The sequence below is a fragment of the Bacilliculturomica massiliensis genome (assembly GCF_900605495.1).
GTDB classification, from domain to species: Bacteria; Bacillota; Clostridia; order Peptostreptococcales; family Anaerovoracaceae; genus Bacilliculturomica; species Bacilliculturomica massiliensis.
This window is the reverse complement of record NZ_LR027603.1, coordinates 238,306-260,163: the sequence shown is the minus strand read 5'-3', so window position 1 is coordinate 260,163 and position 21,858 is coordinate 238,306. Positions and strand designations below refer to the sequence as shown.

Genomic DNA, 21,858 nt, shown 5'->3' with positions numbered 1-21,858 from the left:
AAAAAGGATGTGATAACCATGCCAACGTTAGCGGTAGTAGGCTCCCAGTGGGGAGACGAAGGAAAAGGAAAGATGATCGATTATCTGGCGATGAGAGCGGATATGGTAGTCCGCAGCCAGGGAGGCAGCAACGCCGGCCACACCGTGGTCATCGGCGATAAAAAGTACGCGCTCCATCTGATCCCTTCGGGAGTACTGAACGATACTGCGGTCAATATTATCGGAAACGGCGTGGTATTTGACGCTCCGGGATTTTTCCGGGAGCTGGAGGCCCTGAAAAAGGACGGGGCCAATGTGGACAAGATCTATGTCAGCGACAGAGCCCATCTGGTCCTGCCCTATCACAAGGTGCTGGACAGCCTGTATGAAGAGAACAGGGGACAGGCGGATATCGGAACGACGAAAAAAGGGATCGGTCCCTGCTACATGGACAAGATCGAGAGAAGCGGACTGCGCGTCTGCGATATGGAAGATCCGGACAGCTTCCGGGAGAAGCTTTCCGCACAGATCGACAACAAGAACGAGATCATCGTCAGGCTGTTCGGCGGCGAACCTCTGGACCGGGAGGCCGTCGTCAGCGAGTACGTGGAATACGCCAAGAGACTGGCCCCCTATATCAGAGACACCAGCGTTATGGTCTACGAAGCGGTCAGGAGCGGGAAAAAGGTGCTCTTTGAGGGCGCTCAGGGAACCATGCTGGACATTGATCTGGGAACGTATCCCTATGTGACCAGTTCCCACCCCACCAGCGGCGGGTTTACGGCGGGCTCCGGCGTAGGCGCGGGGGCCATTCAGGAGGTGCTGGGCATTACCAAGGCCTACACCACCCGCGTGGGCAAGGGGCCCTTCGTGACAGAGCTGTCCGACGCTACCGGCGACAGGATCAGAGAGCTGGGCCACGAGTACGGGGTGACCACAGGCCGGGCAAGACGGTGCGGCTGGTTTGACGGCGTGGTGGTGAAGTATTCCGCCCGGGTCAACGGTATGACGGGCATCGCTCTGATGCTGCTGGACGTGCTGGGCGATTTTGACACGGTCAAGCTGTGCGTGGCCTACGACCACAGGGGAAAGACTGTCTGCGACTTTCCCGCCAGGCTGGATATTCTGGAGGAGTGCAGGCCGGTCTACAGGGAGCTTCCCGGCTGGAAATGCGATATCAGCGGCTGCCGGACGTGGGAAGAGCTTCCTGCCGAAGCGAAGGATTATGTCGCCGCCATCGAGGAGGTGACGGGCGTACCCGTGAAGAGCATATCCGTGGGAGCCAGGAGAGAACAGACCATAATGAGAGAGACGATTTTTTAGAGGAATGCAGCGGCAGGGGACGGAGAGGGAACGCGGCGGCGGGCGGCTTCGCCGTGCCCCGGAGGCTGCGGAGGGTATTCGGGAATGAAGTTTAAAAGGCAGAACATTAAGGACTATTATCTGCACGACACCCGCGTGGAGAATATGTTTATCAACGAGTACATGGTCCAGGCGCCGGGGAATTATGTGAAGGTCTATCTGCTGGCTCTGATGTACGCGGATATTAATGTACCCCTGGAAAACGACATTATTGCCAAGCAGCTTTCCATGGCGGACGAGGAGGTCCTGATGGCCTGGACCTACTGGGAGGAGCAGGGACTGATCAAAAAGCACTACAGGGACTCGCGGGATAAGTTCAATTATCAGGTGGAGTTTCTGAATCTGAGGGAGCTGGTCTACGGAAAGAAGACGGGGCGGAAAAAGAGTGAGGCAAAGGTGCCGGAAGCCCTGAAAAACCTCATGGAGGACGATACCATCAGCGAGATGTATCAACAGATCGAGGAGGTCACGGGAAGGCTGCTGGGAGGTCAGGAGCCGGCGGGTATTCTGTCGTGGATCGAGGATTACGGCGTCAGCCCGGCGCTGGTGGTCTACGCCTACAGCTACTGTACTTCCAACCGCGGCAACAGCAAGTACAAATACGTGAGCGCGGTGGTGAAGGAGTGGGCGGAAAAAGGTCTGAAGACCGTGGAGGAAGCGGAAGCCTACCTGCGGGAGAACGACAGCCGTCACTATCTCTACAAGCGCGTGCTGAAGGAGTTGGGATTTATGAGAAATCCCACCGCTCAGGAGAAGCGTATTATGGACAGCTGGTTTGACGGGCTGGGCTTCGGGATCGAAAAGGTCCTGGAGGCCTGTGCAAAGACCAGCGGCATATCCAGTCCCAATATCAACTATGTGAACAGCGTGCTGATCGCCTGGAGCAAAGGCGACACCGGCAGCGGGGGCGGCCGGAGCGGGAGCGAAAAAGCTTCCTCCGCCGGCGCAGGAGGCAGGATCAACCGGGTCATGCGCTCCTATGATGAAGACCGGGCCAAAAACGAGGCCATTGTGGAGAAGAGGCGTGCGGAAGTGTACGGCAGCGTGCCGCAGATCAGGGAGATCGACGAGGAGGTCCGGGAGCTGGGATTTCAGATCTCTAAGGTCATGCTGTCGGGCAGAAGCGACGCCAAGTCGAAGATAAGAGAGATGAAAAAACGGATTGACCGTCTCAATGAAGAGAAGGCGTTTCTCATGACGGAAAACAATTTTAAGATAGATTACATGGACCCTGTTTACACCTGCGCATTGTGCAGAGACACAGGCGTGCTGGATACGGGAGAACGGTGCGGCTGTTTTGCCAGAAAACTGGCGGAGCTATAGGGCGGATCATTCCGCCGCCGGACTGCAGGGCTTCTCGGAGGTTGTTTTATGACAATGGACCCAAAACAGAATGGAAACGGCGACAGAGAAGGCGAACGTATTTCCCAGGAAAAAACGTTGGAGGCCATCACGAAGAAGGTGGACGAAAAGCTTTCTCAGCTGAAAAACAAGAGCTTTGACGAAGAGATGGAACGTCATCTGGAGGAGATCCAGGAGCTTCGCAGAAAAGAAAAGGAAGCGCTGGAACAAAGCAGGAGCACACGGAGACAGAAGCGGCAGAAAGATGCGGGCCGGCGGGAACACGCAAAAGAGCCGGAGAGGGAAGATGTCCCTGAAAAGGGGACTGTTTCCAGAGGAAAGAAAGAGGACGCGGAGGACAGAGAACTATCCTCCGGGGCGCAGGCGGAACAGAAAGCGTCCGTCGGAGAGCCGGAGATCCCGAAAAAGCCTGAGACGGACCAGGGACAGAGGAGAGAACATGGTTCGCCGGAGGACGCCGGCGAGACGAAGCCGGCGCCGAAACCGTGGAAACCAAAGAAGCGTTCTTCGATCTACCCAACGCGGGAGGAGCTGGAAAAGGAAAAAGAGGCGGTCACTGGCCCGGCAGGGGAGGAAGAGCCTCAGGAGGAAAAGCGGCCGAAAAAGGATAAGAAAGAAAAGAAGGTCTCCATCGCACAGCTGGCCGCCCAGGCGGTAGCGGAGGCGGAGGCGGCAAAGAGCAGGATCGCGCAGGAACAGGAAGCCGCCGCGCAGGCGGAGGCGGCGCGGACGGCTGAGAAAGTCATGGCCGCCGGGCAGAGCCCGCAGGAAACATCCGGGGAACCATCACAGCCTGCGAAGGCGGAAGGTCCGGGAGAGCGGTCCGGCGCGGGAGAAACGCGGGAGACGTCAAAGGCTCCTTCGGCTGAAAACAAACCGGAGCCGAAACAGACCACGGAGGATGAGCGGGTGGCCAAGGCGGTAGATCGCTTCTTCGATACGGCGGAACAGATCGCCGCGGAGGAAGGGGAGAACGAGACGTTTGGCCAGAAGCTGTCCGCCTTTGTGGGCGGGCTGGCTTCCGCTTTCTCTAAAAAAGGGAAGAAGAAGGAACGGGGCGGCGGGAAAGGCCCCGGAGGGACCCCGGGAGGGGATGGCGCTTCCGGCGACGGAGGGCCCCAGGGAGAGCCGGCCGGAGGCGCCTCCGGCAAGGAAGAGTCGAACCGGGGCGGACCCGATCAAATATCGCCCGGCGGACCTGCAGACCGACCGGCAGACGCCGACCAGCCCAGCAGGGCGGTGGATGAGGCGGTGGACGCTCTCTTCAGGAGTACGGGCGGCTTTTTTGCAGAGGCCGGCCGCCTGACGAAAGAGCTGCATCATACCCGCAAAGGCATGGAAGGTGAAAATCACCTGACTCATGAGAAACGCATGGCCCGTTACCGGGCCGTCTGGGCCGCCCATCTGCGGCCGCTGACCTGCCGGCTTCAGATCCTGGGAGACTGGATGAGGATCAGGCAGGCGCAGTTTTCCGCCTGGTGCGGAGAGAGGGCGGCCGACGTGGGCGTGAGGAAGAGCCTGATCTTTGCCAGAGCGAAGGTCCTGGCGGAGCGCGGCTATATCCGGGGGCTCCGCATGCTGGTCTACGCGGAGAAGCACAAGATGAAGATGTTTGCCTGCTTCTCCGGTGCAGTGGCCTGCGCGCTGGTCGCCGGGCTTGTGATCGGCCATCTGACCGCTTATGAATATATGTACAACGGCAGGGTCCTGGGGATGGTGCGGGATCAGGAAGTCGTATACAAAACCATCGACGTTATCGGGGGAAAACTATCCGAATCTCTGGAAGCCGACATCGAGATCGATAAAGAGAAGGACATTTCCTTCCGCAAGGTGATCGGATTTGGACACGTCATCGACAGCAAGGACGACGTGCTCAACAGCTTGACCTATATGAAGACGCTGAAGGCCAAGGGCTACGCTATTATGGCGGACGGCAAGCGCACCGGCGTTCTGCAGAGCCGTCAGCTGGCAGATGAACTGCTGGATGAGATAACTGAGCGGTTTTCTCAGCAGAAAGAGGGCGTGGAGTACAAAAGCGTCGGCTTTGCCCAGGATGTGAAGGTAGAAGAGATCGACACGGAGCTGGGGAATATCCAAAACGTGGATGAGGTGAGAGAGTATCTGCTCACTGGAGCGGTGGAAAAAAAGGTCCACGTGGTGCAGAAGGGCCAAACGTTCAACGCTATCGCCAAAAGCTACGGTCTGAAACCTTCCGAGCTGCAGGCTTCCAATCCCGGCGTAAACCCGGATAAGCTGAAGATCGATCAGGAGCTGATCCTGACCCAGGATTCGCCCGTTCTGACGGTGCAGACCACAGAGGTGGCAACCTATAATGAAGAAATCCCATTTGAAGTGGTCTATGAGGATACCAGCGCATATTACAAAGGCGAAAAAAATGTGAAGCTGAAGGGAGTCAACGGCCAGCGCCAGGTGGTGGCGGAGATCGTCCGAAACAACGGGGCGGAGGTCAGCCGCACGGAACTGAAATCAGAGGTGCTGTCGGAGCCCACGAATCAGATCGTTCTGGTCGGAACCAAGGAAAAGCCCAGGACCGTGGCCACAGGAACTTTCTCCTATCCGGTGCGGGGAGCCAGGCTGTCCAGTCGGTTCGGGGCTCGCTGGGGCCGGAAACACCAGGGCATCGACCTGGCTATCGCCAAGGGTACTACGATCTCGGCAGCCGACGGCGGCACCGTCACTTTTGCCGGATATAAGGGCTCTTATGGCTATCTGGTCATCATCAATCACGGCAACGGCATGGAGACCTATTACGCTCACTGCAGCAAGCTGCTGGTGAGCAGAGGGGCGAAAGTGTATAAGGGACAAGCCATTGCAAAGGTGGGAAGCACCGGCAACAGCACCGGACCCCACGTGCATTTCGAGGTACACGTCAACGGCGTGCCCAAAAATCCCCTGAACTATCTGTAATATTGATAATGAAGAACGACGGATGTCTGCAAACTTTCGGGCAGACCGCCGGAGAGAAGAGACACAGCGCGGCCCGCGGACCGCGGACCGGGCGGGGGGTGCTGCAAAAATTTAATTTGCAGCACCCTTTTCATTGGGGGGAAGGGCCGCCGGCAGGGCAGGATCATGTTTTACTTTCAACGGCGGTCAGAGGGCGAAAAACGTTTCGTAGTTCAGCACGCCCCGGCCCTGAGCGTTGTAAGGTTCCATGTGCAGAGGGATGGTGGACTGCAGCAGGATGCGCTTGATCAGGGCGGGGGTGAGAGAGGGCCGCATGGAATAGAGACAGGCCGCCGCTCCGGCCACGCAGGGAGTGGCCATGGAAGTGCCGGATTCCACCGCGTAGCCCCGGGGATTCCGATAGTCCAGCGAGACGATGTCCACGCCAGGGGCCAGCAGATCCGGTTTGAGGAAGCCTCTGGAGGTGGGACCGCGGCTGGAGAAATCGGCCACGGAGGCGTCCGCCGCGTCGGCGGCTCCCACGGTGATCACATAAGGGCTGGTGCCGGGCGAGTTGATGGTGCCGCGCCCCGGACCGCTGTTTCCCGCCGCGGCCACCACTGTCAGGCCGCAGGCCACGGCGGCGTTGGCTCCCTTGATCAGCGGATCTTCGCCGTAGGAGAGGTCGGTGGGGACTCCCAGAGATAGATTTACCACACGGATGTTGTAACGCCGGCGGTTGTCGATGATCCACTGAAGGGCGGCCAGGATGTCGGAGGTGGTGCCGTTTCCCTTATCATCCAGGGCTTTGACGCCGATGAGACTGGCGCAGGGAGCGGTGCCTGCGTAACGGCCGGAGCAGAAGCCGTTGCCTGCGGCGATACCCGCCACGTGGGTCCCGTGACCATCGTCGTCGTAGGGCATGGATCTGCCGTTGATGAAATCGCGGAAAGCGATGATGCGGTTTTCCGGATAGATCAGATCGTAGTGAGGGGCGATACCGGTGTCGATGAAGGCGATGCCGGTGCCCATGCCGCGGCATCGGTCCAGCTCCCTGTCCTGCCGGGCAGGACACTGGACGTCGTAGCCCGCGGTCCGGGCGCCTGGCCGGGCCGCTCCGGCCCCGTCCTTTGGCGGGCCGGAGCGGCCCACCTTTGTCACCAGCGCGTCGTCGCTGATCATCTGGATCATGCGGTGACCGGAGACAGAATGCAGTTTCTCTTTGGACAGTTCCACAGCTACGGCGTTGATGAAGGGAAGCTCGTATTTGATCTGTCCGTAGTTTTCGCTGATGCAGCCGCGGATATCGGCAATGGTCTGCCTGGAATATAGGATCACCGGTACCGTTTCTTTTTTGACGTAAGAAAGTTTGGCGGTGAGATTGGGATCAATTTGCATATAAGTATCAACTCCTGATAAGATTTCACTCCATGGTTCCGCCGGTATCGGTCCGGGCGAAAAGAGCTGATACAGTATATGCGTTTTTCCAGTCCATGGTTCCGGAGCCGTCCTATGGGAGAGCGGCTCTCTGTGGGGACCGAAGGCGGGATAAAAAAACCCTTCCCGCCATTAATGATTCAGTTTCTTTGACCTTTTGCGCATTTTTTGGTATACTAATTAAATATAGACCGGCTGAAGGCGCGGGAAAGGGAGGGATCGCGCCGATCCGGATGCTTTTCAGGCACGGATGCGGGACGCGGGATGTGGGGAACCGGGCTGCAGCCGCCGGTCGGGGTTTCGGGTATTTTAGGAGGAGAGTAATGGAACAGAAAAAGGTACTGATCATCGAAGATGAAAAGTCTATATCGGATATTATTAAATTTAACCTGGTGAAAGAAGGCTTCTCTGTGGAGACGGCCTACGACGGACAGGAAGGACTGGACAAGGCGCTGTCCGTGGAGCCCGACCTGATCCTTCTCGACGTCATGCTGCCCATTCTGGACGGTTTCGCCGTGTGCAAAAAGGTCCGGGAGACCAGCGCGGTGCCCATCCTCATGCTGACGGCGAAGGAAGAGGAAGTAGACAAAGTTCTGGGTCTGGAGCTGGGGGCGGACGACTATATCACAAAGCCCTTCGGTATGAGAGAGCTGGTGGCGCGGATCAAGGCCAACATCCGCAGAACGGAGCTCATGTCCAGCATGCAGGACGCGCCCTCCAACGTGAAGGAATTCGGCAATCTGGCCATCGACATGAACCGCTACGAGGTGAGAAAGGACGAAAAACCGCTGGAGCTGACGCTTCGGGAGTTTGAACTGTTGAAATATCTGGCGGAGAGGGAAAACAAGGTGTTTTCCAGAGAGCAGCTGCTGGAGGAGGTCTGGGGCTACGAGTACTACGGCGATATCCGAACGGTCGACGTGACGGTGCGGCGTCTCAGAGAAAAGCTGGAGGACGATTCCAGCGAACCGAAGTATATCATGACAAAAAGAGGGATCGGATATTATTTCAGGAGGCCATAACGCATGCTGGCGAAAAAAAAGTGGACTGGAAGCATGCGGTGGAGGATCGTGCTGATCTATTTCCTGCTGGTATTCATCGCTCTGACCATCGTTTCCGTATTCATCGTCAATCAGCTGGAGGCTTACCAGCTGAATTCGACCAGAGATAATCTGACGAAGACGGTGAACGACACGGGCATGCTGACGTCCTTCGCAGAATACGACAATCTGATGGAACATCAGGCAGAGATACAGAAGAGCATCGACGACGGCTGGGACCGGAGCTTCCGGGAGGAGCTCTCCATCGTCGACAAGGATCTGATCGTGGTGGCTTCCACCATCGACAATATTATCGGACAGTCTGCGGGAAGAGCCGGACTTGAGGTAGGCATTATCACCGGAGCCCTGGGCGGAAATAAAATGGAGGAAAAGGACGGCGTCATTACCGGGAACATCCCCGTAAAGAATCTGGCCTACCCCATCGGAGAGGGAGACGACGTTACGGGCGTGGTCTATATTCGTGCGGATCTTGACTCTATCTACGATTTTCTTGGACAGGCCAAGTCGATCTTTGTGCGGGCTATGGTGCTGGCGCTGCTCGTCACGGTAGTACTGGGATTTCTCATCGCCCGCAGCATCACCGTGCCGATCAACGATGTGACGGAGAAGGCTGAACGCATGTCTCAGGGAGATTTCAGCCAGGAGGTCAGCGTCAAGTCTGACGATGAGATCGGCCGGCTGGCGGAGATGTTCAATCTTCTCAGAGAGAAGCTGGATTTTACGCTGTCGGAGATCTCCAATGAGAAGAGCAAACTGGAGACGATCCTGAAATACATGGCCGACGGACTGATCGCCATCGACCTGGAAGGGACGATCATACACGCCAATCCGGCGGCGCTGGCCATGCTGAACCTGCGGCCGGAGGACGTGGAATCTAAAAATTATCAGGAGATCCTGGGCAATAAGAAAAATCTGGAGCTGGATACCATCAAGGAAAACTGCCTTCAGGAAGGCGGACAGGATATTTTTGACCACGGAAATTCTATCTTTGCCATCCGCTACGACCGCTTCAAGGATGAAGACGACGAGGATGTGGGCATTATCATGATCATCCAGGACATTACAGAGCGGCAGAAGCTGGAGAATATGCAGACGGACTTTGTGGCCAATGTGTCCCACGAGCTGAAAACGCCGCTGACGACGATCAAGAGCTACACGGAGACGCTGCTGGACGGCGCTCTTGAAGATGCGGAGATATCCAGAAACTTTCTCTCCATCGTGGACTCGGAAGCGGACCGCATGAACCGGCTGGTTAAGGATCTGCTGCAGTTGTCCCGGATCGACCATCAGCAGGAGAAGTGGCATATGAAGGAGAGCAATCTCATCAGCCTTCTGAAGCTGACGGTGACCAAGGTGGAGATGACCGCCCGTCAAAAACAGCAGCACCTGAACTGTCTGTTTGATCCGGAATCACGGGTCATGGTGATGATCGACAAAGACAGGATCGAACAGGTCATATTGAATATTTTGAGCAATTCTATCAAATATACCAATGAAGGCGGCCGGATCGACATCGACGTGGTGGAAAAGGACGGTCTGGCCCGGATCATCGTCGCGGACAACGGCATCGGCATGGCCGAGTCCGAGATCCCACGGATCTTCGAGCGGTTTTACCGGGTGGACAGAGCCCGTTCCAGGGCCATGGGCGGAACGGGGCTGGGACTGGCCATCGCCAAGCAGATCGTGGAGGAGCACGGCGGGACCATCGAGATCGAGAGCCAGGAGGGAAAGGGCACCAAGGCCTTTATCTCGCTGCCTCTGGCCGTGCGCCGGGGGATCAGCAATATCGAGTAGGGCGGCGCGGACCGACGAAGGCTGTGGACAGAGCCTGCGCGCCGGGCGCTTGACGGGTCTTATGGCTGACCGGGGGCCGGCCGTATGTAAATATGCAATAAAAAGGACAGCTGCAAAATGGTCGATTCACAGAATGAGCGGGCCGCCGAAGGGCGCGCATCCTGTTGAATTTCCATTCTGCAGCTGTCTATTTTTGTCCGCGTTCCTCCCATCAGCGGCTAGGCCGCCTGAAGGACGGTCCAAAAGGCGGTCTGAAAGGCGGTCTGAAAGGCGGCGGGGAACCTAAAACAGACCGCTGATCCGGCCTCTCTCGTCGATGTCGATGCGCTCTGCGGCCGGCACAGGCGGAAGACCGGGCATGGTCATGATATCGCCTGTGAGCACCACGATGAACCCTGCTCCGGCGGAGACTTTCAGATTCTGCACCGTGATGGTGAAATGGTCCGGGGCGCCGGCCAGTTTGGGATTATCGGAAAAGCTGTACTGCGTCTTCGCCACGCAGACGGGAAGACGGCCAAATCCCAGATTTTCCAGCTGATATGCTTTTTTTTCGGCTGCGGGTGAGAGGATCACGTCGTCGGCCCGGTAGATCCGTTTTGCCACCGTGCGGATCTTTTCCACAATGGGCAGATCATCGTCGTAACAGAAGGTGAAGCGGGAGGGCGTCTCGCAGAGCCGGACCACTTCACGGGCCAGGGCGATCCCGCCTTCGCCGCCTTTGCCCCAGACCTCGCTGAGGGCCACATTGACGCCCAGCTTCCGGCACTCCTCTTCGATGAGAGCCAGCTCCGCCTCCGTGTCTGCGGGGAAGCGGTTGACGGCTACTACCGCGGGCAGTCCGTAGACCTGCGTGATATTTTCCACGTGGCGCAGAAGATTGGGCAGCCCCCTCTTCAGCGCGTCCAGATCCTCCTCGTCCAGCATTTCCCGCGCGGCTCCTCCATGGTGTTTCAGAGCCCGCACCGTGGCTACGATGACGCAGGCGTCAGGCGCCAGTCCCGCCATGCGGCACTTGATGTCAAGAAACTTTTCAGCGCCCAGATCCGCGCCGAAACCGGCTTCGGTGATGGTATAATCCGAGAGCTTCAGGGCCATCTTCGTGGCCATGATGGAATTGCATCCGTGGGCGATGTTGGCGAAGGGACCGCCGTGGATGAAGGCCGGCGTGTGCTCCAGGGTCTGGACCAGATTGGGTTTCAGCGCGTCGGCCAGCAGGGCCGCCATAGCGCCCTGGGCGTGCAGCTGAGAGGCGGTGACCGGTTCATTGTCGGTAGTGTAGCCCACGATGATGCGTCCCAGCCGCGTCTTCAGATCCGCCATATCGCTGGCCAGGCACAGGATGGCCATGATCTCGCTGGCGGCAGTGATGTCGAAGGAATCTTCCCGGGGCACGCCTTTGGTCCGGCCTCCAAGACCGGTGACGATGGACCTGAGCTGGCGGTCGTTCATGTCCACGCAACGGCGCCAGGTGATCCGCCGCACATCCAGATCCAGCTTGTTGCCCTGATAGATGTGGTTGTCCAGCATGGCGGCCAGCAGGTTGTTTGCCGCGCTGATGGCGTGAATGTCGCCGGTAAAGTGGAGATTGATCTCCTCCATGGGCACGACTTGGGCGCGTCCTCCCCCTGCGGCGCCGCCCTTCAGGCCGAAGACAGGGCCCAGGGAGGGCTCGCGCAGCGCCACCAGCACGTCTTTTCCCAGGCGCTTCATGCCGTCGGCCAGGCCCACCGTGGTGGTGGTCTTTCCCTCGCCGGCCGGCGTGGGCGTGATAGCTGTCACCAGGATCAGCCTGCCGTTTGGCCTGTCCTTTTTTTCTTCCAGAATATCGTAGTGTATCTTGGCTTTATATTTGCCGTAAGTTTCCAGATAACGTTCTCCGATGCCTGCGGTCTCCGCGATCCGGCCGATGGGGAGAAGCTCCGCCTCCTGCGCGATCTGTATGTCGCTTTTTATACTCATATCTGCTCCTTTTCAATCCAAGTTGTGATTCTGCGGACCTGTGGTGTCTTCTTGACCGTCTCCGTCCAGGCGGAACGGAAGGTTACCTATTAAAAATACCATAGAGGGCACTGTCCTTGTCAACCCTATGACACTTTTTGTTCTCATATTTTCGCGCCGCCGCACATATCTTTAAAAACGGGGGAAAGCAGGCCCCGGACGGCGATCCGCAGACAAGCGGGAGGCCGCGGCGCCGGCTGCGCGCTGCAAAAAGCGGCAAACGCCGCAGGAGAGCGGGAGGAAAGAGCATGGACGAGACAAAAACAAAGAAAAATGGACCTCACAGCGTATACATAGAGAGCAGAAACCGCATGGTGGTCACAGACGTGGCCGACGTGGACACCTTTACGGAGGAGACCATTCTGCTGACCATTGACAAGGGAGGGCTTGTCATCAAGGGGCAGAATCTGCACATCCAGAGGCTGGATCTGGAGGAAGGCAAGGTGGTGATCACCGGTTTCGTGCAGTCCGCCGTCTACACGGAGAAAAAAGATAAGCAGTCGAAGAGTCTGCTGGGGAGACTGCTCAAATGAAGATGAGCGAGATCATCGTAGCGCAGTCCCGGGATATCGCCGTCATGTGCGCTGCCGGAATGACCGTGATGATCTTTCACGATCTGCTGGGACTCTACCAGAGAAAGAGAAAGCCGTCGGCGGCCGTGGCCTTCGTACAAGATCTGTTATTCTGGGTCTTCGCGGCCCTGCTGGCTTCCTCATTTTTATACTACTGCGCCTACGGGTCGGTCACTTTCCACTCGCTGGGCGCATTCTGCATTGGCGCCGCTCTGTGGGAGACTTGCTTTGTGAAAAAATTTTCACAGTCAAACGGCCCCTTTTGTGCTATAATAAAACATAAAGCACTTTTTAGAAAAGGGGTAACAGAGGGACGCAGGCATGGGGAAAAAAAGAAGAAGCCGCGCATTTAAAGAAAACAAACAGGTGATCGACTTCGAGGAGGAGCGGCAGAGAAGAAGGGAAAAGCGAAAACAGCTCACGGAAAAGAAAAAGAGCCGTCAGGAAACGGAAGTTCCCTCTTCGCCGCGTCGAACGGGGAAGAAAGTCAGAAGACGGCTGATCTACTGTGCGGTGTTTCTCGTTTTCGTCTGTGTGATCGGCTATTCCGTTTACAATATCGTCACGCTGCAGGCGAAGCGGGCGGAGACCGCGGAAGCGGTGGCCCTTCTTGAGAAGCAGAAGGAACAGATGGAAAAGGAGTACTCGCTGGTGGATTCGGACGAGTACATCGAGGAGAAGGCCCGGGGGGATCTCCACATGATCCGCCAGGGAGAAAAGATCTACGTGCTGCCCGGCGACGATGGAGAGGGAGCGCCGGCGGTGTCCGAGGCCGGCCTGAAAACCGCGTCAAACGGAGCGCTGCAGGTGACAGTATCAGCTCTGGACGGCTTTGGGGAAGAAGATGACTGGGTCGGCTCTATGGTCGCCGGACTGAAAGATACCTGGAGCGCCGTCGTTGAGCAAATTAAGGATTTAGTAAGAAAATAATAAGAAAAAAAGAAAGGGGCTCAGCCCGTTTTTTCTATTATAATATAGGGATATAAGAACATGGAAGCGCTGCATATGATAAAAGAAGTGATCGTCGTGGAGGGCAGAGACGATGAGAGCGCGGTCCGCCGGGCGGTGGACGCGGCAACGATCGCCACTCACGGATATGGAATCAGAAAGAGTACCATAGAGCTGATCCGCAAAGCATATGAGGAGAAGGGAATCATCGTTTTTACCGATCCGGATTTTGCGGGGGAGCAGATACGAAAGAGGATCTCCGGGATCTGTCCGGAGGCGAAGCACGCGTACCTCACCAGACGGGAAGCGGAAAAGGACGGCGATATCGGCATTGAGAACGCCTCGCCGGAGGATATCCGCGCCGCTCTGGAAAAAGCCCGCTGTACGGCGGAGGAGGCGCGGCGGGAGTTCACCGCGGACGACATGCAGGAATACGGTCTTACGGGCCATCCCTGCGCTTCGGAGAGGCGGGCGGCCATGGGGGCCGCGCTGGGCATCGGATATGCCAACGGAAAGACGTTTCTGGCCCGGCTGAATCATTACGGAATAACCAGAGAGGAATTTGAGACCGCATGGACAAGCTGTATTCACCGGCTACGATCAGACAGATAAAAGACCGTCACAACTTTCGTCTGACCAAGAGCCTGGGACAAAACTTTTTGACAGACGGCAATATTGTTGATAAAATCGTGGAAAGCGCTGCCGCGGGACCCACGGACCTGATCATCGAGATCGGGCCGGGTATCGGCGTACTGACGGCGGCGGCCGCCGCTGCGGCGGGACAGGTAGTGGCGGTGGAGATCGACCGCAATCTGATCCCGGTGCTGGCGGAGACACTGAAAGAATACGACAATGTGGAGATCATCAACCGGGATATCCTGAAAACGGATCTCACGGAGGTGATCGGAAACTATGAGAAGATCAACGGAGCCGAGAGGACCGGGGTGAAGATCATCGGCAATCTGCCGTATTACATCACCACTCCGATCATCATGAAGATACTGGAGGACGGCGTGAAGGCGGACAGCCTCACCATCATGCTCCAGAAGGAGGTGGCCGACCGCATTCTGGCGGGACCGGGCACAAAGATCTACGGCGCGCTCTCGGTGGCGGTGCAGTATTACTGCACGGTGAGCCTGGTGGCAAAGGTGCCGAAAGAGGTATTCGTGCCGCAGCCCAAGGTGGATTCGGCGGTGATCCGTCTGGATCTGAGGAAAGAAAAACCGGTGGAGCTCATCAGTGAGGAAGCATTTTTCGCCACGGTCAGGGGAGGTTTCGGCCAGCGCAGAAAAACTCTTTTGAATTCCCTGACAGGAGTCATGGGCAGGACGAAGGAGGAAATAGGGGAAGCGCTTAAACAGGCCGGGATCGATCCGCGGCGGAGAGCGGAGACATTGTCCATACAGGAATTCGCCGATCTGGCAAATGCGATCGCAGGCCGGAGCGGGGTTTCTGCAGAGGGGAATTGAGGAGGACCGAAAGGTCGCGGAGGTTAAACGGAGGAAAAAACATAAATGAAAGAGTTTTTCAGAAATCAGGTGGGAAAACCCCTTGCGAAAGCATGGGGCAAAATGGCTGCGCCTCTCTCGCCGGTGACCGGCTTTTACAATAAATATCTGAATTATCCGGTGGTAAATATCATCTGGCTGGCCTTGGTCCTTGACGTGATCATCGAGTCCCTGAACCGGGGCGGAATCTCAGGATGCCTGGATTTTATCGCGGATTCGCCGCAGATCTTTCTGTACGACGGGCTGATCCTGCTGGCTACGCTTTCCGTGGGACTGCTGTTTAAGCGGCGGCTGTTTGTCTACTTTATCATTTCGGCTGTCTGGCTGATCCTTGGAACGGCCAACGGCGTTATTTTGTCCTTTCGGACGACGCCTTTCACCACGGCGGACCTGACGCTGCTTGAGACGGGTCTGGGCGTTCTGCCCAACTATCTGTCCAACAGCCAGATCGCCCTGATCGGCGTGGGCGTGGTGGCGCTGATCATCGCGCTGGTCCTGATCTTTGCCTTCGGGCCGAAGTGTAAAAAATACAGTTTTAAAAAGAGCGTGATCTCCGTAGTTATCATCGCGCTGGCGCTGACAGGAGCCACTCAGTACGGTCTGAGCCAGAACTGGCTTTCTACCGTGTTCGGCAATCTGGGCTACGCGTACAAGGACTACGGTTTTCCATACTGCTTTATCAACACCTGGCTGAATACAGGAGTGCGTCAGCCCACAGGCTACTCAGAGGAAATGATGAAGAGGATCACCACGGATATCCGGCAGAGCACGGACGCCAACGTGGGCGGTCTGCTCTCTCCGCAGAAGCGGACGCCCAATATCGTCTTCGTGCAGCTGGAGTCCTTCTTCGATCCCGAGACGGTGCCCTGGCTGGAGTGTTCGGAGGACCCGGTGCCCAACTTCCGCAGGCTGAAGGAAAACTACAGCAGCGGGTATCTGGCGGTGCCGGTGATCGGCGCGGGTACGGCCAACACGGAGTTTGAGGTGATGACCGGCATGCGGTCCCGTTTCTTCGGGCCGGGTGAGTATCCCTTCAAGACGGTGCTGACGGACCACACGGTGGAGAGCGTGGCCTACAATCTGAAAAATCTGGGTTACGGCACCCACGCGGTGCACAATCACAGAGGCGTGTTCTACGGGAGAAATCAGGTCTACAAGAACCTGGGCTACGATACGTTTACTTCGCTGGAGTACATGGTGCACGCCAAGATGAACCCCAGAAAGTGGGCGAAGGACGACGTGCTCACGGAGGAGATCATGCTGGCTCTGAATTCCACGAAAGATCAGAAGGACCTGGTGTTCACCATCTCCGTTCAGGGACACGGCAAATATCCGACGAAAAAGGTCTACAGTGTGCCCAAGATCACCGTGGGCGGCATTGAGACGAAAAGTCAGGAGTACGCATGGGAATATTACGTGAATCAGATCAATGAGATGGATGAGTTTGTGGGCGAGCTCACAGACACGCTGGAAAATTTCGACGAGGACACGGTGGTGGTCTTCTACGGCGATCATCTGCCCAGTCTTGGACTGGAAAACAGCGATGTGGTATGCGGCGATATTTATCAGACGGAGTATGTGATCTGGAGCAATTTCCGCATGCGAAAGGTAGACACGGATCTGCGGGCGTACCAGCTCAGCGCCACGCTCATGGGCCGGCTTGGCATCGAGGAGGGCATCCTCACCAAGTTCCACGAGACCCAGCAGGGAAAACCGGACTATCTGTCCAACCTGCAGGCGCTGCAGTACGATATGCTGTACGGCAAAGAATACGTATACGGCGGCGTGTCCCCCTATAAACCTACCGATATGAAGATGGGAATTCTGGATATTAAAGTGACGGGAGCCTTTGAACTGGACGGTCACACCTACGTGAAAGGACAGAACTTCACACCCTACAGCAAGATCACCATCGACGGAGAGATCCTGAATACGGTATTTCTCGATTCCTCCACCCTGAGAGTGCCTGACGGGACGGATATTTCCGACCTGTCAAAGCTGAAGATCAGTCAGGTGGAGAAGAACAAGGCCGTGCTTTCCGTTACGGAATAGGCACAGAAGGGCCGCTGCTGATAATGAGGGGGATCATCCCCGCATCTATACATGTTAAATTAAGCTATATGATATCAAGGAGGAAATGAAAATGAAAAAACCTATTGCGACGACTAACGCACCTGCCGCTATCGGCCCTTATGCTCAGGGAAACATCGTGGGCGGACTGATCTTTGCGTCCGGACAGATCCCGCTGGATCCGGCTACCGGCAAATTCCCCGAGGGGATCGAAGCGCAGACCAGACAGTCTCTGACCAACGCGAAAGCCATCCTGGAAGCTGCGGGAAGCAGCATGGACAAGGTGGTAAAGACCACGGTATTCCTGAAGGATATGAACGATTTTGCAGCGATGAACGAAGTGTACGGTTCTTTCTTTAAGGAAGGCGCATATCCCTCCCGCTCCGCGGTGGAGGTTGCCCGTCTGCCCAAGGATGCGCTCGTTGAGATCGAAGTTATTGCGGAGGTTTAGGCGGCTGCCGCACAGGCGGGCAGGCCGCGGGCAAAGGGGGGACGGAATTGTACAAGGCATTTGACACATTGGATGAATCCTATGCTCAGATCACGCCGGAGCTGATCGAGCTGGCCGATCTGTGCCGGAGCAGAGACCGGATCGACGAGGAGTTGTTTCAGAAGCACAAGGTAAACAGGGGACTGCGCGATCTGAACGGAAACGGCGTTCTCACCGGTCTCACGGAGATCTCGGAGATCGAGGCCGCCAAGATAGTGGATGGGAAGAAAGTGCCCTGTGAGGGCCGTCTGTTTTACCGCGGGATCAGCATCGACGATATCGTGAGGGGGTTTGTGAGGGAAAAGCGTTTCGGCTTTGAGGAGGTCACGTATCTTCTGATTTTCGGCAGCCTGCCCTCGAAGAAGCAGCTGGCCGATTTCCGGGTGATGCTGTCCAATTACCGGACGCTGCCCACCAGCTTTGTGCGGGATATCATCATGAAAGCGCCCAGCTCTGATATGATGAATACGCTGGCCAGAAGCGTGCTGACCCTTTACGCTTATGACTCCAAGGCCAACGATATATCCATACCCAACGTGCTCCGGCAGTGCATGCTGCTGACGTCGCTGTTCCCGGTACTCTCTGTATACGGGTATCAGACCTACAGACACTACTTTGAGGGCGACAGTCTGTTCATCCACACGCCGAAGCCGGAACTTTCCACGGCGGAAAACATTCTTCACCTGCTGCGTCCCGACTCCAACTATACGGAGCTGGAAGCGCGTATTCTGGATATCGCTCTGGTGCTGCACGCGGAGCACGGCGGAGGAAACAACTCCACCTTCACGACTCACGTCATTTCTTCCTCCGGAACCGACACATACTCCACCATCGCCGCGTCGCTGGGGTCTCTGAAGGGGCCGAAGCACGGAGGCGCCAACATCAAGGTGGTGCAGATGTTCAACGACATGAAAAAAGTGCTTCCGGACTGGACGGACGAGAGACAGATCGAGGCGTATCTGCGGGCGCTGCTGCACAAAGAGGCCTTCGACCGCGCAGGTCTGATCTACGGCATGGGTCACGCGATCTACTCCGTTTCCGATCCCAGGGCCAATATCTTCCGTCAGTTTGTGGAGAGCCTGGCCAGGGAAAAGAACCGCATGGACGAGTTCGAGCTTTATTCCAAGGTGGAGCGTATCGCCAAGGAGGTCATCGCGGACGAACGCAAGATCTACAAGGGCGTCAGCGCGAATATCGACTTTTACAGCGGATTTGTGTACAGCATGCTGGACCTGCCGCTGGAGCTCTATACGCCGATCTTCGCCATCGCCCGTATTTCCGGATGGAGCGCGCACCGGATCGAAGAGCTGATCAACGTGGGCAAGATCATCCGCCCCGCATATATGAACGTGTGCCCCAGGACGGAATACGTACCCCTGGATCAGCGCGGGGAACAGCAGTAAAACAGTTACGATAAACGGAAACCGGAGCAGGACGGGCGCAGGCCTGACCGTTCCGGTTTTTTGCAAAATGGAGGAACCAATGTCCAATACCATGAAATTTATCCTCAGGACTCTGCTCATCGTTCTCTTGATGGTGGCGGGCTCCTGGCTAGCCATACAGATCAACATCTACGCGGCGGCCTCGGGAAATCTGAAGTTTCTCGCGTCTATCGCCATGTACATCGTATATTTTATCATCGGCGTGACGCTGGGAAGCATGGTCACGTCCCGGTTTACGAAGCCGAAAAACAAGTTTCTCTGTCTGTTTCCTATTCTGATCTTTGTCATCATCGGCGTGACTCAGCTGCTGTTCTGGCTGGTGCCGTCGCTGCCGCTGATCGGCTGGATCGTCAAATACCTGTCCCAGTTCACCTATCTGTCCTGGACGCTGACCGGGGTCTTTACGGCGCTGGCCTTCCGGTAGCGGCGGTACGGTGGAAGGGAGAGCAGGGGCATAAATGAACGCATTATGGCGTCAGGGAGGTTTCCAATGAGCATTACGGAGAGAATAGAACATCTGAGGCAGAATTATATCAATACAAAACCCTCGATCTGCATCGAGCGGGCCCGTATTTTTACAGAATCACACAAAAAAACGGAAGGGCAGGCCGTGGCTGTCCGCAGGGCGCAGGCTTTTCACGATTTTTGCAGCCAGTTTGACATCCGTATCTTTCCCGAGGAACTGATCGTGGGCACGGCGGGAAAATTTCGCCGCACGGCCATCTTGACGCCTGAGTATTCCTGGCAGTGGGTGGACAGGGAAATGGATACCTTCGACAAACGTCCGCAGGATCCCTATCAGATGACAGAGGAGCAGAGAAGACAGGTGCGGGAAGAGATCTTCCCCTATTGGAAGGGCCAGTCGCTGGAGGAGCACTTCCTGACGCAGCTGCCGCCCCAGACGGCTCGCATCGCTGTGGATACGGGGATCATAGACAATGATTCCAAGTGGCGGCAGGCGGTGGGGGAGATCACGCCGGATTACCAGGACGTGCTGTTTGTCAAGGGCTTCGGGGGATTGAAGAGAGAGGCGGAGGAGCGTCTTGCCGCGTTGGATCTCTCCCTTCCGTCGGACCTGGATAAAAGCGAGTTTTACCGCTCTGAGATCCTGGCCGCGGACGCCATCATTACATATGCCCGGCGCTGTGGGCAGGCGGCCCGGCGGCTGGCGGAGGAGCTGGAGGCCGGCTGCGGCGCCGGGACCGCCGGTGAGGAGCGCAGAATCTACGGCGGCGGTCCGGCTCTGGAGGAACGGCGGAAAGAGCTTCTGGAGATCGCCCGGGTCTGTGAGACCGTGCCGGAAAATCCCCCTTCAAGCTTCCATGAGGCCGTGCAGTTCGTATGGTTTACCCAGCTGGGCGGGATCATATCGGAGAATCCCCTGGCCCTGAATCCGGGACGGTTCGACCAGTATATGTACCCGTATTATAAGGCGGATCTGGAAAAGGGAGTCATTACGGAGGAGCGGGCCCAGGAACTGGTGGAGGCTCTCTGGATCAAATTTTCCGAGTGGGTATGGACCATCTCGTCCAACACGGCGGGGTTCTTTGCAGGCTACAATCAGTTTCAGAACCTGACGGTGGGCGGAAAGACCAGAGACGGTCTGGACGCCGTCAATGAACTGAGCTATCTGTGCCTGCGGGCGACGGACAGCGTAAGGACCCACCAGCCCGGGCTGTCCGTGCGCATCCACGCGGATTGTCCCCCGGACTTTCTGGCGGCCGTGTGCGATCTGGTGAGCAAGGGCACCGGTTTTCCCGCCATCCATGGGGACGCCGCCGGCACGCAGATGCTTCTGGGAGCCGGCTACGAACCGGAGGACGCCAGAGACTGGAACAACTGCGGCTGCGTGGTGCCCCATTTCCGAAAGACCGGGCAGTGGACCTCAGCGGTAAACGTGAACTTCGCCGCGGCTCTGGAGTATGCTCTAAATCGGGGAAAGAGCCGCATGACAGGGGAGACCATGGGGCTGCCGGCGGTCCCGCCGGCGGAGTACGGCAGTTTTGAGGAAGTAAAGCAGGCTTATCTGAAACAGCTGGCGGATCTGGTGCGGCATTCCGTGATCTCCACGCTCACCGCCCAGCGGCTGCACGCGCAGATCGTGCCCCGTCCCTATTTGTCGCTCTGCGTGGAGGATTGTATGGAAAAGGGTCTGGATCTGTCCAGGGGCGGCGCTCATTATAATATCGGTCCCGTTCTCACTGGCATCGGCCTGGCTCTCTCAGCCAACGGACTGGCGGTCATCCGGAAACTGGTCTTCGAGGACAGGGTCGCCACTCTTGAGGAACTGGACCGGGCTATGGCCGCCGACTGGGAAGGCTATGAGGAACTGAGACGTCTGGCGCTTCAGGTCCCCAAATACGGAAACGACGATGATTATGTGGACGGCATCGCGGTGGAGATCGCCAATTTCTATTACCGCACGGTGCACAGCTATAAGGATATCTTCGGATCGCCGTTCAATTCGGCGTTTATGGGGATCTCAAACTACATCCCCACGGGGCGCGTCATCGGAGCTACCCCCTGCGGCAGAAAGGCCGGAACGCCGCTGACTGAGGGCGTGTCGCCCTACGCGGGAAGCGATGTGCGCAGTCCGCTGTCGGCCATGCGCTCCGCGGCCAAATTGAATCAGGACGTTCACTCAGGCGGGACGCTTCTGAATCTGCGGCTGGATGAAAGTCTGGTCAATACGCCCAGGGGACGCAGCAACCTGGGGGCCATGATCCGGACGTATTTCTCCCTGGGCGCGTTTCACGTGCAGTTCAACACGATCTCCACCGAAGTGCTGCGCCGGGCTCAGGCCCATCCGGAGGATTACCGGGATCTGCTGGTGCGGGTAGCGGGCTACAGCACGCAGTTTGTCAATCTGTCGCCGGAGATGCAGGAGGCCATCATTGCCAGGACGGCCCACAAGGCGTATTGAGGTAT

17 protein-coding genes are annotated in these 21,858 nt (G+C 57.1%); 15 read left to right on the top strand and 2 right to left on the bottom strand.

Features of this window, described 5'->3' with window-relative positions:
- Positions 1-18 precede the first annotated feature (18 nt).
- From E0E37_RS10835 to E0E37_RS10825, 3 genes are all read left to right on the top strand, one after another.
- Positions 19-1,302 (top strand): adenylosuccinate synthase, encoded by a 1,284-nt coding sequence (locus E0E37_RS10835; RefSeq protein WP_130863066.1) that lies wholly within the window; start codon positions 19-21, stop codon positions 1,300-1,302.
- An 84-nt stretch (positions 1,303-1,386) separates the two neighbouring features.
- The gene (locus E0E37_RS10830) at positions 1,387-2,664 is read left to right on the top strand and encodes a DnaD domain protein (protein ID WP_130863065.1); all 1,278 of its coding nucleotides are present in this window, start codon (positions 1,387-1,389) and stop codon (positions 2,662-2,664) included.
- 48 nt (positions 2,665-2,712) lie between these two features.
- Entirely contained in the window at positions 2,713-5,631 is a 2,919-nt protein-coding gene (locus E0E37_RS10825) for a peptidoglycan DD-metalloendopeptidase family protein (protein ID WP_130863064.1), read from the top strand.
- A 186-nt stretch (positions 5,632-5,817) separates the two neighbouring features.
- On the opposite strand, the gene E0E37_RS10820 is transcribed toward E0E37_RS10825, so the two are convergent.
- On the bottom strand, positions 5,818-7,008 hold the full coding sequence (locus E0E37_RS10820) for a S8 family peptidase (protein WP_130863063.1): 1,191 nt from the start codon (positions 7,006-7,008) through the stop codon (positions 5,818-5,820).
- Between the two features lie 362 nt (positions 7,009-7,370).
- Between E0E37_RS10820 and E0E37_RS10815 the strand changes: the two genes are divergently transcribed.
- Entirely contained in the window at positions 7,371-8,069 is a 699-nt protein-coding gene (locus E0E37_RS10815; protein ID WP_130863062.1) for a winged helix-turn-helix domain-containing protein, read from the top strand.
- Positions 8,070-8,072: 3 nt separating this feature from the next.
- Positions 8,073-9,902: a sensor histidine kinase gene (locus E0E37_RS10810; RefSeq protein WP_130863061.1), complete on the top strand. Its 1,830-nt coding sequence runs from the start codon at positions 8,073-8,075 to the stop codon at positions 9,900-9,902.
- Between the two features lie 282 nt (positions 9,903-10,184).
- Here E0E37_RS10810 and E0E37_RS10805 read toward each other — a convergent pair whose 3' ends face one another.
- Complete coding sequence (locus E0E37_RS10805) at positions 10,185-11,861, bottom strand: formate--tetrahydrofolate ligase (protein WP_207302955.1); 1,677 nt, start codon at positions 11,859-11,861, stop codon at positions 10,185-10,187.
- Between the two features lie 287 nt (positions 11,862-12,148).
- Between E0E37_RS10805 and yabP the strand changes: the two genes are divergently transcribed.
- The 10 genes from yabP to E0E37_RS10755 all read left to right on the top strand — a co-directional run bounded on the left by yabP (position 12,149) and on the right by E0E37_RS10755 (position 21,853).
- The gene (gene yabP, locus E0E37_RS10800; RefSeq protein ID WP_130863060.1) at positions 12,149-12,433 is read left to right on the top strand and encodes a sporulation protein YabP; all 285 of its coding nucleotides are present in this window, start codon (positions 12,149-12,151) and stop codon (positions 12,431-12,433) included.
- Positions 12,430-12,825, top strand: coding sequence for a spore cortex biosynthesis protein YabQ (gene yabQ / locus E0E37_RS10795; RefSeq protein ID WP_130863059.1), 396 nt, complete (start codon positions 12,430-12,432; stop codon positions 12,823-12,825). The genes yabP and yabQ overlap by 4 nt, the downstream gene beginning before the upstream one ends.
- Positions 12,794-13,402, top strand: coding sequence for an FtsB family cell division protein (locus E0E37_RS10790; RefSeq protein ID WP_130863058.1), 609 nt, complete (start codon positions 12,794-12,796; stop codon positions 13,400-13,402). The genes yabQ and E0E37_RS10790 overlap by 32 nt, the downstream gene beginning before the upstream one ends.
- 75 nt (positions 13,403-13,477) lie before the next feature.
- Positions 13,478-14,032, top strand: a complete 555-nt coding sequence (gene rnmV, locus E0E37_RS10785) for a ribonuclease M5 (RefSeq protein WP_130863057.1) — start codon at positions 13,478-13,480, stop codon at positions 14,030-14,032.
- Complete coding sequence (gene rsmA / locus E0E37_RS10780; protein WP_130863056.1) at positions 13,993-14,889, top strand: 16S rRNA (adenine(1518)-N(6)/adenine(1519)-N(6))-dimethyltransferase RsmA; 897 nt, start codon at positions 13,993-13,995, stop codon at positions 14,887-14,889. Before rnmV ends, rsmA begins: the two co-directional genes overlap by 40 nt.
- Positions 14,890-14,934: 45 nt before the next feature.
- The gene (locus E0E37_RS10775) at positions 14,935-16,980 is read left to right on the top strand and encodes an LTA synthase family protein (RefSeq protein WP_130863055.1); all 2,046 of its coding nucleotides are present in this window, start codon (positions 14,935-14,937) and stop codon (positions 16,978-16,980) included.
- A 91-nt stretch (positions 16,981-17,071) separates the two neighbouring features.
- Positions 17,072-17,449, top strand: coding sequence for a RidA family protein (locus tag E0E37_RS10770; protein WP_130863054.1), 378 nt, complete (start codon positions 17,072-17,074; stop codon positions 17,447-17,449).
- A 47-nt stretch (positions 17,450-17,496) separates the two neighbouring features.
- The gene (locus E0E37_RS10765; protein WP_246019700.1) at positions 17,497-18,891 is read left to right on the top strand and encodes a citrate/2-methylcitrate synthase; all 1,395 of its coding nucleotides are present in this window, start codon (positions 17,497-17,499) and stop codon (positions 18,889-18,891) included.
- A gap of 79 nt (positions 18,892-18,970) precedes the next feature.
- Complete coding sequence (locus tag E0E37_RS10760) at positions 18,971-19,354, top strand: hypothetical protein (protein WP_130863053.1); 384 nt, start codon at positions 18,971-18,973, stop codon at positions 19,352-19,354.
- 66 nt (positions 19,355-19,420) lie between these two features.
- The gene (locus tag E0E37_RS10755) at positions 19,421-21,853 is read left to right on the top strand and encodes a glycyl radical protein (protein WP_130863052.1); all 2,433 of its coding nucleotides are present in this window, start codon (positions 19,421-19,423) and stop codon (positions 21,851-21,853) included.
- Positions 21,854-21,858 lie beyond the last annotated feature (5 nt).

Bases quoted from the DNA above. Each gene is read 5' to 3' on its own strand.
- E0E37_RS10755 (WP_130863052.1), top strand. From the start codon at position 19,421: ATGAGCATTACGGAGAGAATAGAACATCTGAGGCAGAATTATATCAAT.
- E0E37_RS10790 (WP_130863058.1), top strand. From the start codon at position 12,794: ATGGGGAAAAAAAGAAGAAGCCGCGCATTTAAAGAAAACAAACAGGTG.
- rsmA (WP_130863056.1), top strand. From the start codon at position 13,993: ATGGACAAGCTGTATTCACCGGCTACGATCAGACAGATAAAAGACCGT.
- E0E37_RS10810 (WP_130863061.1), top strand. From the start codon at position 8,073: ATGCTGGCGAAAAAAAAGTGGACTGGAAGCATGCGGTGGAGGATCGTG.
- yabP (WP_130863060.1), top strand. From the start codon at position 12,149: ATGGACGAGACAAAAACAAAGAAAAATGGACCTCACAGCGTATACATA.
- E0E37_RS10770 (WP_130863054.1), top strand. From the start codon at position 17,072: ATGAAAAAACCTATTGCGACGACTAACGCACCTGCCGCTATCGGCCCT.
- yabQ (WP_130863059.1), top strand. From the start codon at position 12,430: ATGAAGATGAGCGAGATCATCGTAGCGCAGTCCCGGGATATCGCCGTC.
- E0E37_RS10775 (WP_130863055.1), top strand. From the start codon at position 14,935: ATGAAAGAGTTTTTCAGAAATCAGGTGGGAAAACCCCTTGCGAAAGCA.
- E0E37_RS10760 (WP_130863053.1), top strand. From the start codon at position 18,971: ATGTCCAATACCATGAAATTTATCCTCAGGACTCTGCTCATCGTTCTC.
- E0E37_RS10805 (WP_207302955.1), bottom strand. From the start codon at position 11,861: ATGAGTATAAAAAGCGACATACAGATCGCGCAGGAGGCGGAGCTTCTC.
- E0E37_RS10820 (WP_130863063.1), bottom strand. From the start codon at position 7,008: ATGCAAATTGATCCCAATCTCACCGCCAAACTTTCTTACGTCAAAAAA.
- E0E37_RS10830 (WP_130863065.1), top strand. From the start codon at position 1,387: ATGAAGTTTAAAAGGCAGAACATTAAGGACTATTATCTGCACGACACC.
- E0E37_RS10815 (WP_130863062.1), top strand. From the start codon at position 7,371: ATGGAACAGAAAAAGGTACTGATCATCGAAGATGAAAAGTCTATATCG.
- E0E37_RS10825 (WP_130863064.1), top strand. From the start codon at position 2,713: ATGACAATGGACCCAAAACAGAATGGAAACGGCGACAGAGAAGGCGAA.
- E0E37_RS10835 (WP_130863066.1), top strand. From the start codon at position 19: ATGCCAACGTTAGCGGTAGTAGGCTCCCAGTGGGGAGACGAAGGAAAA.
- rnmV (WP_130863057.1), top strand. From the start codon at position 13,478: ATGATAAAAGAAGTGATCGTCGTGGAGGGCAGAGACGATGAGAGCGCG.